Genomic DNA, 15,905 nt, shown 5'->3' with positions numbered 1-15,905 from the left:
TTGACCTTGTTCCCCCCATTTCCATCATATATTCTGGGCCTTCATATAACCTCCTCCCCATATCAGTAAAAAACTCATGGAAAAGAAGCAAGCTGCACTTGATTATCACGCTCTTCCAAAACCTGGAAAAATTTCGATTGAAATTACCAAGCCGGCAGAGACCGCGCTGGATCTTTCACTGGCCTATAGCCCGGGTGTCGCGGAGCCGGTGCGGGCGGTTGCCGAAAATCCAGAGGATGTCTACCGTTATACCGGCAAAGGTAATCTGGTTGCGGTAATCAGTAATGGTTCAGCGATTCTTGGTCTGGGTAATCTGGGCGCACTGGCCAGTAAGCCGGTTATGGAAGGCAAGGCTCTGCTGTTTAAACGTTTTGCCGGTGTTAATTCGATCGATATTGAAGTGGAATCTGAGAGTCCGCAGGCGTTTATTGATACGGTGAAGCGAATTGCCTGTACCTTTGGCGGTATTAATCTGGAAGATATCAAAGCACCTGAGTGTTTTGAAATTGAACGTCGTCTGATTGAAGATTGTGATATTCCGGTTTTCCATGATGATCAGCACGGTACCGCGATTGTAACGGCAGCGGCCATGCTTAATGCCCTTGAGATTGCCGGAAAGGATATTGAAGAGGCAAAACTGGTCTGCCTGGGGGCTGGTTCGGCGGCCATTGCCTGTGTGAAACTGCTGATCAGCTGCGGCTTCAAGCCAGAAAATATTCTCATGCTGGACAGCAAGGGCGTCATTCATTCAGAACGGAATGATCTGAACCAGTATAAGGCGATGTTTGCTGTAGAAACACCCTGCCGCACACTGGATGACGCCATTGATGGGGCGGATGCATTCCTTGGCGTTTCCGGTGCCAACCTGTTGTCTCCGGAACAGCTGGCGAAAATGGCTGAAAACCCGATTGTTTTTGCCTGTGCCAATCCTGACCCGGAGATTCGTCCTGAGCTGGCTAAGGCGGTTCGTCCTGATGTCATTATGGCTACCGGGCGCTCAGATTATCCGAATCAGGTCAATAATGTCCTTGGCTTTCCGTTTATCTTCCGGGGGGCGTTGGATGTCCGCGCTTCACGCATTAACGAAGCGATGAAAATTGCGGCCGTGAATGCCATCCGGGAGCTGGCAAAAGAGCCTGTCCCGGAAGTGGTAATGAAGGCGTACGATGGCGTCAGGCTGAGTTTTGGGCCGGACTATATCATTCCCAAACCTATGGATTCCCGACTGCTTGGCAGGGTTTCTGCCGCTGTGGCTCAGGCCGCAGTTGACTCTGGCGTTGCCAGGGCGGAATACCCTGGCCATTACCCTCTGAACTCTGTTGCGGATATTTGATCAATATCAAAAAAGATCTTCCGGTGAAAACTCATGGTCCATCTCACCAAGAGATGGCAGCCCTTCATCACTGTATTGTTGCGGAGCGTTTTCCTGGAGGAAAATTTCAAAAATAGCGTTGGGATCTCCGGGCAGTGCAAGCTGTCCGGTTTCTGGTGAAATTTTCAGGGTGATCATGCCCTCCGGTTGTGCCGGTTTATGTTCCGGTTTGCCTTCCAGGGCGGTGTGCATATAGTCAATCCAGATGGGCAGAGCTGCATTGGCTCCGTATTCCCAGCGCCCGAGGGTTGAAAAGTCGTCCATACCCACCCATACGGCAGTCAGGACATCCGGGTTAAAGCCAACAAACCAGGCATCTTTACTGTCATTGGTGGTTCCGGTCTTACCGGCGATATCCTCCCGTTTTAATTCCCGGGCGCGTCTGCCGGTGCCTTTCCAGATGACATCATTCAGGATGTCGTTCATGATGTAGTTCACTCGGGGTGACATAACGGATTGGGCGATTACCGGCTGATCGTCGGGTTTAGTGAGCAAAGTGTCTTCCTGAATCAGCATTTCCTCAAGCTCTGGATCGCTGAAAAGGGGGGGCTCTTCTTCACCCTCCATGGTGTCTTGATTCAGGCTGGCGATACAGCTTTCATTGCAGGCTATTGCTGCGTTGGCGGCAAAAATAAGTTCGTCATTGGTCTCAATTCGCTGGATAAACCAGGGCTCAATGCGGAAACCGCCATTGGCCAGAACTGCATAGCCAGAAGCCAGTTCCAGCGGTGTCATGGAAACATTGCCCAGGGAAAGTGACAGATCACGGCTTAAAGACTCTTCCTTGAAACCCAGCTGCTTAAGATAGTTAACGGTTTTGCTGATACCCATCTGGCGCAGAACACGGATAGAGACCAGGTTCCTGGAGCGATAGAGACCTTCACGCAGACGCATGGGGCCGTTGAACTTCATATTGTCATTATTTGGCCGCCAGCTATCTTCAAGATTGGCATCATCAAAGACAATTGGTGCATCATTGACGATGGTTGCCGCAGTCATGCCGTTAGCAATGGCTGCTGCATAAACAAAGGGTTTGAATGATGAGCCTGCCTGACGAATGGCCTGCGTGGCGCGGTTATACATGCTGTCATAGAAGTTGTACCCTCCCACCAAAGCCAGAATTGCACCATTTTCCGGGTGCATGGAAATCAGGGCTGCCTGTGCCTGTGGTTCCTGGGCCAGACGATAACTGCCATCTTCTGTAAGCCTGACCCAGATCTGGTCTCCGATTCTCACAACATCCGCAGGTGTTTCAGGTGTACGACCAACGCTGTTTACGGTCAGAAAGGGCTTTGCCCAGCTCAGATTTTCCCAACTGATTTTACCGCTGTTGCCGTCTTTCAGGCCGATTTCAACGTCTTCCTCGCCAACCCGGGTGACCATGGCGGGTAACAGAATACCGGGCGATGGAGTTTTATTGATGCGCTGCTGCCAGCCCTCTTCCGGAATATTATCAAACAGGTTGGTGACCGGGCCCTGGTAACCATGGCGTTCGTTGTAGGCCATTAACCCCTGGGCTACCGAAAGGTTGGCCGCATTTTGCAGCTCGCTGCTGGTGGTGGTGTAGACTTTAAAACCTTCGGTGTAGGCATCCAGACCGTATTGCTCAACCATTTGCTGTCGAACCATCTCGGCGATATAAGGCGCTTCAAGTTCGATTTTTGCGCCATGATAGCGGGCAGTAACCGGCTGGCTGACGGCGTTGCTATATTCTTCATGGGTGACGTAGCCAAGATCTTTCATTCTTCCCAGGATCCAGTCCCGTCGGATCAGGGCCCGTTTGGGGTCATTGATCGGGTTATAGCGGGAAGGTGCTTTTGGTAAACCGGCAATCATGGCAATCTGGGCCAGATTCAACTCATCGATGGCTTTGCCATAGTAAACCTGTGCGGCGGCCTCGACGCCATAAGAGCGGTTTCCCAGGTAAATTTTATTGAGATAGAGTTCAAAGATTTCATCCTTGGACAGTTGCTGTTCTATTTGCAAAGCGAGTAGGATTTCATTGAATTTTCGCGAAAATACCCGCTCGTGGCTCAGGAAGAAGTTCTTGGCCACCTGCATTGTTATGGTACTGCCACCGGACTGAATGCTGCCGGTGCTGACCAGTTGCACAGCGGCCCTCATCAGGCCCATGATGTCAACGCCGGGATGGTAATAAAAACGGTCGTCTTCGGCAGCCATAAAGGCTTTGATCAGGTGTATGGGGGCGTCTTCAAACTGAATGGGGGACCGGCGTTTTTCGCCGAACTCGGCAATGAGAAGATTATCTTGAGAGTAAACTCGCAGAGGTGTCTGTAATTTGGCGTCTCGCAAGGACTCCACAGAAGGTAGCGAAGGACTGAGGTATAAATAGGCACTGGCACTGACAAGCAGAATTCCACTGGCTACTGTTACTAGTGACCAGAGCAGGAATTTAAGAAGTTTAACCGACCGTTTCATGCTGTTAGGGCATCCTGATTAAGCGAAGGCCACCGGCTGAAGTTGTGACATCTTTGAACTGTCTTGTCATAACAAGAGTCGTCCTGACAGCCGTTCGTGACTGAGTATTATATGGTGAAATGGCCATCAGCTGAAAATGTGGTTTTCCTGTACGCGACACCGTCTTGGGTTGCCGAAGGATCTTCCTTAAAAATCCAGTGTTTAGAGTTGGCTGAATGGCGACTGTAATTGCGAAAGTATACAGACTGTTATTAAATTAAGGCCGTTGATCTTATAACTAATAATCAAGGATTGCACCAGTGTTTGGGCTGCTGAAGAAAAAATCAAATGCCGTGTTAGGGGTGGATATAAGCTCGACATCTGTCAAAGTCATTGAGTTAGGGCTGAAAGGCAGTGTTTACCGAGTCGAAGCTTTCTGTGTTGAGCCCCTTCCGCCAGGAGCCGTGGTTGAAAATAATATTCATGAAGTTGATGTCATTGGTGAAGCCGTTGCAAGAGCTCTCTCCCAATCCAGAACTGGCCTGAAAAACGCCGCCGTTGCGGTTTCAGGCGCTGCCGTTATCACCAAAACCATCGATATGGATGCTTCCCTCAGTGAAGATGAGATGGAAACCCAGATTTCTGTTGAGGCAGACCAGTATATTCCTTACGCCATGGATGAAGTGGCCATCGACTTTGAAGTTCAGGGTCTGAACGAAAAAAATCCCGAGCGGGTTGAAGTTTTGCTGGCAGCCTGCCGTCGTGACAATGTTGAAATGCGCGAAGAGGCACTTCGACTTGGTGGATTAACGGCCAGGGTTGTTGATGTCGAAGCCTTTGCCATGGAGCGGGCGTGCGAATTGATTGATGGCCAGCTTGACCTGCCAGATCAGGATCCGGTGCTGGCTATCGTCGATATTGGTGCCACAAAAACCACACTGAATGTGATCAGCCGGGGTAAAACCGTATACACCCGTGAGCAGTTATTCGGTGGACGGCAGTTGACTGATGAGATTCAGCGCCGTTACGGGCTCACCCCTGAAGAAGCCGAGAAAGCCAAGTGCAAAGGGGGGCTGCCTGACGATTATGAACCTGAAGTTCTTGAGCCCTTCCGGGAAACGGTGGTTCAGCAGGTATCACGTTCATTGCAATTCTTTTATTCATCCAGCCAGTTTAATGATGTGGATGCCATTGCCCTGGTAGGAGGATCTGCATCAATCCCGGGTATGGCGGAAATGATTCAGGACAAACTGGGGGTCCCGACCAGGCTGGCAAATCCTTTTGCCGGAATGTCCATGGCAGGGAAAGTGGATAAGGACCAACTGGCCACTGAGGCCCCGGCGCTGATGATCGCCTGTGGCCTTGCCATGAGGAGTTTCGACTGATGGCAAGAATTAACCTTTTACCCTGGCGTGAAGAACTCAGGAAAGAGCGCAAACAGAATTTCATTGCCCTCTGGGCGATAACGGTGCTGGTTGGTATTGGCCTGGTCTTTATCGGTGATCTTTATATCAGCAATAACATCAGTCAGCAGCAGAGCCGTAACCAATATCTGCAAAATGAAATTACGCAGCTTAATCAGCGGATCAGTGAAATCAAGGACCTGAGAACCAAGAAAGAACAACTGCTGGAGAGGATGCAGGTCATTCAAAACCTGCAGGGCAACCGCCCTGTGATTGTTCGCATATTTGACCAGGTCGCACATGTGGTTCCTGAGGGGGTTTATTTCAAGCAGATAACCCTGGAGGGAGATCGTCTGTCGCTGGTCGGGGTTGCCGAGTCCAATAATCGTATCTCTGCCTTGATGAGAAACTTCGATAACTCTGAATGGTTTGCTGAGCCAAATCTGACAGCGGTCAGGAAAGTAGCGGCTAACAGCCAGCGCTGGAATGAGTTTGATCTAACGGTTAAGCAGATCAACCCCACTCAGGCCAAGGGGGGACTATGAACCTTACAGATTCAATACAAAAGCTGAATGAGCTTGATCTGAATGACATTGATTTCGATAACATCGGTTCATGGCCTCTGGGAGCCAGGGTCTTTGTCTGTATTCTGACTCTGGCGTTAGTGCTGGGGCTTGGTTATCAGTTTCACCTGACCGGTTTGCAGAAGCGGTATGATGCTGCTGCCAGTAAAGAGCAGGATTTACGGGAGCAGTATCGAATCAGGGCGTTCCAGTCGGCCAACCTGCAGGCCTACCGCGAACAGATGACGGAAATGGAAAACTCGTTTGGTGCACTGGTGAAACAGCTGCCCAGTGATACAGAGGTGCCCGGGCTGCTTGAAGACATTACCTTTACCGGGCGTGGAGCAGGTCTTCAGATCGAAGAAATAAAACTTCAGGATGAAAATGTCAGCCACTTTTATATAGAGCTGCCAATCAGTATTGGCGTGACCGGCACATACCATGATCTGGGTAACTTCGTCAGTGGTGTCGCCAGTCTTTCGCGAATAGTTACCCTGCATGATTTTGAGATTCGCCCGGGCAAGAATGGTCAGTTAACCATGAACATCCTTGCAAAAACTTACCGCTACAATGATCAGGGGGGGCTATGATGAAGCTGCTTCAACTTGTCTTTGTTGCCGGTGCTGCGCTGATTCTTTCCGGATGTCTGGATGGTGGCCGTGGGTATCAGGATATTGATGACTATATGGCTGAGATGAGGGCCCGTCCTACGGGTAATATTGAGCCATTGCCCAAGTTCAGGCCTTATGAGGCGTTTACTTATCAGGCATCTGCCTTGCGCAGTCCTTTTAAGCAGCCGGTGAAAATTGAACTGACTAAGGAACAGCTCAATAGCAACATCAAGCCAGACCCACACCGTGTTAAGCAGTACCTGGAACAGTTTGAACTGGACTCGTTTCGTTTGGTAGGCTCTATCAGTAACGACGAAGGATTCTGGGGGCTGGTGCGTGGCTCTGACGGTGTTCATCGGGTTCGTGTGGGTGATTTCATGGGGCGTAACCATGGTCGTATCACTTACCTCGATGACCAGGAGTTGCGTGTGACCGAGATAGTTCCTGCTGGTCCAGGTTACTGGATTGAGCGACCAAGAGTTCTCCGCGTTAATTTTAATAATCAGTGATTTTATTTCCTTTATTGTGAATTAATCATCATATTTCCAGCAAGGATGCTGCTGTCACACCCTGAGCGGTTGACAGTGCGCGGCTGGCTGTGTTGAGTTAGTCAACTGTATTCAGGGATGGACGGCTTTTTTTATCTGGGGGATGCTTCAGCATGAGCGGGTATGGTTTTGGGCCATAGTGGCGGAATGGGCTGGATTATTTAACAGTGATGCCGATGAAAAAAACAATTCTAATTCTGAAATAGGTAAGTTAGATGAATATTAGTCCCCTGTTGCAGGCCAGGGCTGTCCGAGGGCTTCTGTATACGTTGCTGGCCATGTTGCCTATTTCCGCGTGGGGTGTCACCCTGAAAAATATGGATTCAGCGGCATTGCCGGGTGAGATGGTTGAGATACGTTTGAGCTTTGATGGCGCGGCACCGGTGGCTCATGGCTACAGCATTGAGAAGCCTCCCCGGATTTCCATAGACCTGCCTTTTACCCGCAGTGAACTCCCCAAGTACAATGAGATTGGTTTTAATAATGCCAAGAGTGTGACTGTGCTTGAGGCCGGAGACAGAACCCGCCTGGTTATTAATCTTCAGCAGCCTACCCGCTTCAGCACCCAGACTGATGGCAGGACGCTCAGCATTTACCTTGGCGAGAATAACAGCACCACGGCGGTGCAAAGGGAGTTACCTCAGCGGAGCCAGTCATCCTATCAAGTCCCGGAAATGCGAAGAGGTATTACCGATATTGATTTCCAGCGAGGTGATGATGGTGAGGGCGAGGTTATCATCGCCCTGTCCGACGCCAGGATTCCGATGGATATGAATGAGCAGGGGGGGCGTATCCGTCTGGAGTTTCAGGGCAATGTATTGCCACAGAACCTGAGAAATCGCCTGGATGTTATCGACTTTGCTACACCGATCAAGTTTATTGATGCCGCTGTTGAGGATGGTAACAGCATTATTACCATAGAGCCCAAGGGAGAGTTTGAGTATCTGGCCTATCAGACAGACAATCTGCTGACTGTCAGTGTCAAGGCTCCAGACCCTAAAGATCGTAGTAGACGAAAAGCAGGGCTCTCCTATAAAGGTGACAAACTGTCGTTAAACTTTCAGGATATTGAAGTCCGGGCGGTGCTTCAGTTGATCGCTGATTTTACCGATCTGAATCTGGTGGCATCGGATACGGTTGGGGGTAATGTAACCCTGCGACTGCAAAATGTTCCCTGGGATCAGGCGCTTGATATTGTGCTTAAGGCTAAAGGGCTCGACAAGCGTTTGGAAGGCAATGTTCTTACCGTGGCGCCGGCAGCGGAAATTGCTGCACGTGAACGTGAGCAGCTGGAGAACGAAAAGCAGATTCGTGAGTTAGCCCCGGTATATACTGATCTGGTTCAGATTAATTACGCCGACGCTGAAGAAATTGCCACGGTACTGAAAGGCGCAGAAGGTGCCAGCCTGCTGACAGAGAGGGGTTCGGTTCAGGTGGTGGCAAGAACCAATAGTCTGTTGATCAAGGATACGCAGGCCAAGCTGGATGAATTAAGAGCTTTGATCGATCAGCTGGATATTCCGATTCGGCAGGTGATGATTGAGGCTCGTATCGTGACACTCAGCTCCAACTTCCAGGAAGAACTGGGTGTTAAGTGGAGTGGGTCAAAAAATGATGCGATCAAGGGCGATAACAGGGATCTCTCGATTGGTGGTGGGCAGGATGATGATGTCTTTACTGACCTGAGTGTAACGGGAGGGGCTTCAAGTGCTATTGCTATCGGCTTCTCCACCAATGGTGGCACGATTTTGAACCTTGAGCTGTCTGCGCTGTTGAGTGATGGTGGCGGTGAAGTCATTTCACAGCCAAAAGTCATTACCGCCGATAAGAAAACGGCGATAATCAAATCAGGTAAAGAAATTCCGTACGAAGAGAAAACCTCCAGTGGGGCCACTTCCGTTGCGTTCAAGGATGCAGTGCTGGGGCTGGAAGTGACACCTCAGATTACCCCGGATGGTCGAGTTATTATGGATATCAAGATCAATAATGACGATACCACTGATCAGGCATCCAATAACGTTCCAATTATTTCCACCAATGAGATTACTACCCAGGTTCTGGTTGAAGATGGTGAAACAGTCGTTCTTGGTGGTGTCTTTAAGCAGAGTAAGAAACAAGGTGTTATCAAAGTACCAGTCCTGGGCGATATTCCCCTGGTTGGTGGTTTGTTCCGCAATAAAACAGAGAGTGATGATAAAGAAGAACTTCTGGTCTTTATAACGCCCAGAATTATTACTGAAGGTGTTTCATTGCGTTAAACTGCTGGCATATAGTCGGCTTTAAAATCTCTGACGGGAGCCTTGGCTCCCGTTTTTTGTTGTCATCACTGCTTACGATGCGCTACGCTCGCTGCACACAGGCAGGAAGTCAGGCTGGCAAAGAGCATGCCATTAACAAATATCTATCTTATTGGTCCCATGGGGGCAGGCAAAAGTACCATTGGCAGGATGCTGGCAAAAGAGCTGGCTCGACCCTTTCTTGACTCGGATCATGTGATTGAAGAACGCAGTGGCGCGGATATTCCCTGGATTTTCGATGTTGAAGGCGAGCTGGGGTTTCGGGACAGGGAAACCCAGGTCATCGAAGATATTTGCACTCAGAAAGGCGTCGTCATGGCAACCGGTGGGGGGGCTGTTGGCCGATTGGAAAACAGACGGCAGTTGAGCACCAATGGGTTTGTGGTTTATTTGAGTACCCCGGTAGCAATTCAATTGCAGAGAACGGAAAAAGACAAACGACGGCCATTGTTGCAACGGGCAGACCGTGCAGAGGTTCTGACCAGGTTGCTTGAAGAGCGTGACCCACTGTATCGGTCGATCGCAGACCTTGTTCTGGACACGGCCACCATGTCACCCCGGCAAGTTATAAAAAAAATCATTCAAACGGTTGGTTTGGGAAAACAGTGAGGGAGTCATCTACCATGCTGGAACTTAAAGTCGATCTGGGAGATAGAAGCTATCCCATTTTTATCGGCTCCGATCTTTTGTCAGACGCTGAGCATTTCCAGTCTTACATTAAAGGTCGGCGTGTTGCCATTGTCACCAACGAGACGATCGCCCCATTCTACCTGGATCTCATTAAGCGCACCCTGGCAAATTATGATTTGACGGTCATCACTTTGCCGGATGGTGAGCAGTATAAAAACCTCGAAACACTCAACCTTATTTTCGATCAGCTGTTGCAGGAACGGCATACCCGCAAAACAACGTTGCTGGCGTTGGGTGGCGGTGTTATTGGGGATATGACCGGTTTTGCTGCGGCCTGCTATCAGCGGGGGGTGGATTTTATTCAGGTACCAACGACACTGCTCTCCCAGGTTGATTCCTCAGTAGGAGGAAAGACCGGGGTCAACCATGCCCTGGGTAAAAACATGATCGGTGCCTTCTATCAGCCCAATGCCGTCATTATCGATACGCTGACACTGAACACATTACCTGACCGGGAGCTATCAGCAGGACTGGCAGAAGTAATCAAATATGGTTTGATTTGCGATCAACCGTTTTATCAGTGGTTGCAGGAAAACATTGGGCGTTTGCTGGATCGTGATCCGGAGGCGCTTTCCTACGCAATCCATCAATCCTGTCAGGACAAGGCCAGAGTGGTCGAGGCGGATGAGACTGAGTCCGGTATTCGTGCCATTCTCAATCTTGGGCACACCTTTGGTCACGCAATAGAAACTCATACCGGTTATGGCTCCTGGCTGCACGGTGAAGCGGTGGCTGCTGGTATGGTGATGGCGGCTGATCTTTCCTGCCGGGAAGGCCATATATCCAGAGAAGACGTCGATGGGCTTATATATTTGCTTGAGCGTGCCATCCTGCCGGTGATGCCTCCTTCTGGTATCAACCCGGATCGCTTTCTTGAGCTAATGGCAGTGGATAAAAAAGTGCTGGATGGCCAGTTGCGGCTGGTGCTTCTGGACTCTGTTGGTCATGCTGTGGTGACGGATGGTTTTAGCCATCAACATTTAATGGACTGCCTTGAGCAGTTCTGTTCCTGAATACTTTCTCAATGGCTGGAGCGTACTCTCCAGCTCTCACTCCATTAGTCATAACTATTCCTGATTGTGTGAATTTGCTGTAAAAAGCTTCGATATATCAATCTATTATTACGGTTTCTACTTGCATTGATGCGGGTCATTTGTGATTGCAGTGACAGCCGTGTAAAATGGCGAGCCGTTTTGCCTGCCAAGTGGCCATAAGCCAGATTTGGTTTTATGCACCTAAGCTGCATAATTATGGCGGGAAGTCCTGTTACCAGAGGCAGAAAGCACACGGGTTACAAAACCGGTTACAAAATAGTTATGGCTCTACAGGGTAGTGTGCCGGTGGTACGCCAAAGATGTTTAAACGATGTGTATTCGCCTGATTCAGAAAGTGGAACATGAAGCCTTCCGGATAGGAGTCAACTTCAAGGTGGAAGCGGGCTCCGGGAAAGTCGGGATGACTTTTGGTTAAGGCGAGGCGAGCCAGAAAAATAATGGGTTGATGAGGTTGGTAGAGAAAGTGCCTATGAAAGCAGGTCTGTATAATCCCGGGGAGTTTCGGGATAACTGTGGTTTCGGGCTGATTGCCCAGATGGAAGGTAAGAAAAGTCACCACCTTCTGAAAACGGCGATTGAAGCACTGACCTGTATGACTCACCGTGGCGGTATTGCTGCCGACGGTAAAACAGGCGACGGTTGTGGTTTGTTGATTCAAACACCGGATACTTTTTTCCGAACGGTTGCGAAAGAAAAGTTTGGCTGCGAGCTGCCCGGCCAATATGCCGTAGGGATGGTCTTTCTCAACACGGACAAGGCCCGGGCGAAAAAAGGCAAAAAAACGCTTGAGAAAGAGTTACAGAAGCAACGGCTCAACGTGGTAGGCTGGCGCCAGGTTCCTGTTAATGTTGACTGCCTGGGCCCCATCGCCAAAGATCTGTTACCAGGCATTGAACAGATTTTTGTTACCCCCGAAGGTGAGCTGGACGAGAAAGAGTTTAATGCCAGGCTCTACATGGCCCGCCGTTACACCAATATGGCGATGGCGGAAGACCAGGATTACTATATCTGCTCACTGTCGCCCAGGGTCATCACCTATAAAGGTTTGATGATGCCGGTGGACCTGCCGACATTTTATCCGGACCTTGGTGATACCCGCTTTGAAACCGCCATCTGTGTATTCCATCAGCGGTTTTCTACCAACACCATGCCGCGCTGGCAGCTGGCTCAGCCATTCCGCATGCTGGCTCACAATGGTGAAATCAATACCATCACCGGTAACCGTAACTGGGCAGAGGCCCGTCGTCAGAAGTTCCAGTCACCGTTGCTGCCAACGCTTGATGATATTTCTCCCCTGGTGAATCGCACCGGCTCTGACTCATCCAGCCTGGACAACATGATGGAGGTGCTGGTTGCGGGTGGTGTGGATCTCTACCGTGCCATTCGCATGCTGGTACCGCCCGCATGGCAAAATGTCGACACCATGGATCCGGACCTCAGGGCGTTCTATGAATACAGTTCCATGCATATGGAGCCCTGGGACGGCCCTGCCGGCCTGGTTATTACCGATGGCCGCAACGCCGTCTGTGCCCTGGACCGTAATGGCTTGCGCCCGTCACGTTGGGTTATTACCAGGAACGGCTACCTGACCGTGGCTTCAGAAGTTGGCGTCCATGGCTATAAGGCTGAAGATGTGGTTGCTAAAGGCAGGGTTGGGCCGGGAGAAGTTCTGGCGATTGATACCGAAACAGGTGAACTGCACCAGGCCCATGATATTGATGACAAACTGAAAGTCCGTCAGCCCTATAAAAAGTGGCTGAAGCAGAACGCCTATCGTATCCGTTCGCACTTCAGTGAAGATGATTACAAGGTTGACCACCTGTCTCCTGAGCAGCTAAACGTCTATCAGAAGATGTTTATGGTCACCTTTGAGGAACGTGATCAGGTGATCCGTCCACTGGTGGAGTCTGGCCAGGAAGCGGTTGGTTCTATGGGCGACGATACACCAATGGCCGTGCTGTCTGGCAGAACCCGAACGGTTTATGACTACTTCCGCCAGCAGTTTGCCCAGGTAACCAACCCGCCTATTGATCCGCTGCGTGAAGCGATTGTCATGTCGCTGGAAACCTGCCTGGGTCGTGAGTTGAACCTGTTTGAAGAAACACCGGAGCATGCTGCCCGGGTCATTCTCAAGTCACCCGTACTGTCCACTGCGAAATTCCTGGACCTGATGAGTGTTCGTCATCAGCATAAGTCCTTTGAGACAGCCACCATCAACCTGACTTACGACCCGTCTATTGGTCTTGAGCAGGCGGTGCTGAATATCTGTGAGCAGGCGGAACAAGCGGTGCAATCCGGCAAGGTATTAATCTGCCTTTCTGACCGCCATATCGATCAGGGACTGCTGCCAGTGCCAGCGGCCATGGCGACGGGTGCCGTGCATCACCGGTTGATTGGCAAAGGCCAGCGTTCTGAGTCGAATATTATTGTTGAAACCGCCTCTGCCCGTGACTCCCACCAGTTTGCGGTGCTGATCGGGTTTGGTGCCACCGCCGTATACCCTTATCTGGCCTATGAAATCATCAATGACCAGATTCGCTCCGGTGAGGTAATGACCGATCCCCGGGAAGCGTACAAGGCTTACCGTAAAGGCATCGGCAAAGGGCTGATGAAAATCCTTTCCAAAATGGGAATCTCGACCATTGCCTCCTATCGGGGAGCGCAGCTGTTTGAAGCCGTGGGTCTTGCCAGAGAGATTGTCGATCTGTGCTTCTGCGGTGTTCAAAGCCGTATTCAGGGAGCCCGTTTCGAAGACTTCCATTATGAACTGGGTCTGCTGGCTGAAACGGCCTGGAAAGCCCGTAAGCCGATTCAGCAGGGCGGCCTGTTGAAGTATGTACACGACAGTGAGTACCACGCTTTCAACCCGGATGTGGTGCAACAGTTACAGGTTGCCGTTAAAACCGGCGACTATCAGGAGTACCGGAAGTACGCCGAACTGGTCAACCAGCGTCCAGTGGCTACTTTGCGTGACCTGCTGGGTCTCAAGCGCAATGATCAGGCACTGGCGGTGGATGAGGTTGAATCTGTTGGCGATATCGTGCGCCGGTTTGACTCTGCGGCCATGAGTCTTGGTGCTTTGTCCCCGGAAGCTCATGAAGCTCTGGCGGAAGCGATGAACCGTCTTGGTGGTCGCTCCAACTCCGGTGAAGGTGGTGAAGATGAAGCCCGCTTCGGCACCAATCGTATGTCCAAAATCAAACAGATTGCCTCGGGTCGTTTTGGCGTAACCCCTCACTACCTGGTGAATGCCGAAGTCCTGCAGATCAAGGTTGCCCAGGGGGCCAAGCCCGGCGAAGGTGGTCAGTTGCCCGGTGGCAAGGTAAATGAGCTGATTGCCCGTCTGCGCTACTCTGTGCCGGGTGTTACCCTTATTTCACCGCCACCGCACCATGATATCTATTCCATCGAGGATCTGGCTCAGCTGATTTATGACCTTAAACAGGTGAATCCCGAGGCGCTGGTTTCCGTCAAGCTGGTATCTGAACCTGGCGTCGGTACTATTGCAGCAGGCGTTGCCAAGGCGTATGCGGATCTGATCACCATCTCCGGTTATGATGGCGGTACTGCTGCAAGTCCTCTGACGTCTATCCGTTATGCCGGTTCACCGTGGGAGCTGGGCCTGAGTGAAGCCCATCAAACGCTGCGTGGCAATGATCTGCGTGGTAAGGTTCGCCTGCAGACGGATGGTGGTCTCAAGACCGGTCTTGATGTAGTCAAGGCGGCCATTCTCGGTGCGGAAAGTTTTGGTTTTGGTACTACACCGATGATTGCCATGGGTTGTAAATACCTGCGTATCTGTCATCTGAATAACTGCGCTACCGGTGTGGCGACTCAGGATAAATCACTCCGGGAAGAGCACTTCAAGGGTGATGTTGAAATGGTTATGAACTTCTTCACCTTTGTTGCTGAAGAAGTGCGTGAGTGGCTGGCCTTGCTGGGTGCCAGAACCCTTGAAGAGGTGGTTGGCCGCACTGAGTTGCTGGAGATTTTGCCGGGCCTGACGGAAAAGCAGCAGAACCTGGACCTGTCCCCGATTCTTGGCAGTGCCGATGTGCCTGCGGACAAGCCCATGACCTGTCAGGTAGATCGTAACCCACCCTACGACCAAGGTGAGTTGGCGGAAGAGATGGTCCGTCAGACGATGGATGTCATCGAAAGCGGAGAAGGTGGTGAGTTCAGTTTTACGGTGGGCAATTGTGATCGCTCCATCGGTGCCCGTCTATCCGGTGAGATTGCCAAACGTTACGGTAACCAGGGCATGGCGGATAACCCCCTGAAGCTGAACCTGACCGGTTCCGCGGGGCAGAGCTTTGGTGTCTGGAACGCGGGTGGTCTGGAGATGCGCCTGGAAGGGGATGCCAACGACTATGTGGGTAAGGGCATGACCGGCGGTAAGCTGGTGATCTATCCGCCGGTTGGCAGCAGTTTTGTCACCCATGAAACCTCTATCATTGGTAACACCTGTCTTTATGGTGCCACCGGTGGAACATTATACGCAGCGGGTCGTGCCGGTGAACGTCTCGGTGTTCGTAACTCTGGTGCCAATGTTGTGGTGGAAGGCGCAGGCGACCACTGTTGTGAATACATGACCGGCGGTCTGGTCACTGTACTGGGCCGGGCGGGTCATAACTTCGGTGCGGGCATGACCGGTGGTTTTGCCTACGTGCTGGATCTGGAAAGAAGTTTTGTTGATCGTTATAACCATGAATTAGTGGATATACATCGCATTGATAATGAAGCCATGGAGCCTTATCAATCACACCTGCTGAGTGTCCTGGAAGACTATGTTGCCGAGACCGGCAGTACCTGGGGGCAGGAGCTGATTGAAGACTTTTATGACTACAGTGGTCGTTTCTGGCTGGTGAAGCCAAAAGCTGCCAGTCTCGATACCTTGCTGGCCAGTACCCACGGTAGCCCTGAGTAATCAGGGTGTCCGCAGGGGGGG

General features: G+C 51.0%; 10 protein-coding genes. 9 read left to right on the top strand and 1 reads right to left on the bottom strand.

Annotated features, from left to right (window positions below):
* Positions 1–76 precede the first annotated feature (76 nt).
* Positions 77–1,333 (top strand): malic enzyme-like NAD(P)-binding protein, encoded by a 1,257-nt coding sequence (locus ACO6UX_RS07520; RefSeq protein WP_422446349.1) that lies wholly within the window; start codon positions 77–79, stop codon positions 1,331–1,333.
* Between the two features lie 6 nt (positions 1,334–1,339).
* Here ACO6UX_RS07520 and ACO6UX_RS07515 read toward each other — a convergent pair whose 3' ends face one another.
* On the bottom strand, positions 1,340–3,811 hold the full coding sequence (locus tag ACO6UX_RS07515) for a penicillin-binding protein 1A (RefSeq protein ID WP_422446347.1): 2,472 nt from the start codon (positions 3,809–3,811) through the stop codon (positions 1,340–1,342).
* Positions 3,812–4,110: 299 nt separating this feature from the next.
* Between ACO6UX_RS07515 and ACO6UX_RS07510 the strand changes: the two genes are divergently transcribed.
* The 8 genes from ACO6UX_RS07510 to gltB all read left to right on the top strand — a co-directional run bounded on the left by ACO6UX_RS07510 (position 4,111) and on the right by gltB (position 15,884).
* Complete coding sequence (locus ACO6UX_RS07510; RefSeq protein ID WP_422446345.1) at positions 4,111–5,175, top strand: pilus assembly protein PilM; 1,065 nt, start codon at positions 4,111–4,113, stop codon at positions 5,173–5,175.
* Positions 5,175–5,738, top strand: a complete 564-nt coding sequence (locus tag ACO6UX_RS07505) for a PilN domain-containing protein (RefSeq protein WP_422446343.1) — start codon at positions 5,175–5,177, stop codon at positions 5,736–5,738. The genes ACO6UX_RS07510 and ACO6UX_RS07505 overlap by 1 nt, the downstream gene beginning before the upstream one ends.
* Entirely contained in the window at positions 5,735–6,346 is a 612-nt protein-coding gene (locus tag ACO6UX_RS07500) for a type 4a pilus biogenesis protein PilO (protein WP_422446341.1), read from the top strand. Before ACO6UX_RS07505 ends, ACO6UX_RS07500 begins: the two co-directional genes overlap by 4 nt.
* Positions 6,343–6,876: a pilus assembly protein PilP gene (locus ACO6UX_RS07495; protein WP_422446339.1), complete on the top strand. Its 534-nt coding sequence runs from the start codon at positions 6,343–6,345 to the stop codon at positions 6,874–6,876. The genes ACO6UX_RS07500 and ACO6UX_RS07495 overlap by 4 nt, the downstream gene beginning before the upstream one ends.
* A 254-nt stretch (positions 6,877–7,130) precedes the next feature.
* Positions 7,131–9,173, top strand: a complete 2,043-nt coding sequence (locus tag ACO6UX_RS07490; protein WP_422446337.1) for a type IV pilus secretin PilQ — start codon at positions 7,131–7,133, stop codon at positions 9,171–9,173.
* 126 nt (positions 9,174–9,299) lie between these two features.
* The gene (gene aroK, locus ACO6UX_RS07485) at positions 9,300–9,821 is read left to right on the top strand and encodes a shikimate kinase AroK (protein ID WP_101745020.1); all 522 of its coding nucleotides are present in this window, start codon (positions 9,300–9,302) and stop codon (positions 9,819–9,821) included.
* A 14-nt stretch (positions 9,822–9,835) separates the two neighbouring features.
* On the top strand, positions 9,836–10,915 hold the full coding sequence (gene aroB, locus ACO6UX_RS07480) for a 3-dehydroquinate synthase (RefSeq protein WP_422446335.1): 1,080 nt from the start codon (positions 9,836–9,838) through the stop codon (positions 10,913–10,915).
* Positions 10,916–11,426: 511 nt separating this feature from the next.
* Positions 11,427–15,884: a glutamate synthase large subunit gene (gene gltB / locus ACO6UX_RS07475; RefSeq protein WP_422446333.1), complete on the top strand. Its 4,458-nt coding sequence runs from the start codon at positions 11,427–11,429 to the stop codon at positions 15,882–15,884.
* The last annotated feature ends 21 nt before the right edge of the window (positions 15,885–15,905 follow it).

The organism is Endozoicomonas sp. ALB091, assembly GCF_049310265.1.
In the GTDB taxonomy this organism is placed as follows: Bacteria; Pseudomonadota; Gammaproteobacteria; order Pseudomonadales; family Endozoicomonadaceae; genus Endozoicomonas.
This window is presented reverse-complemented; position numbering and strand designations above follow the sequence as displayed.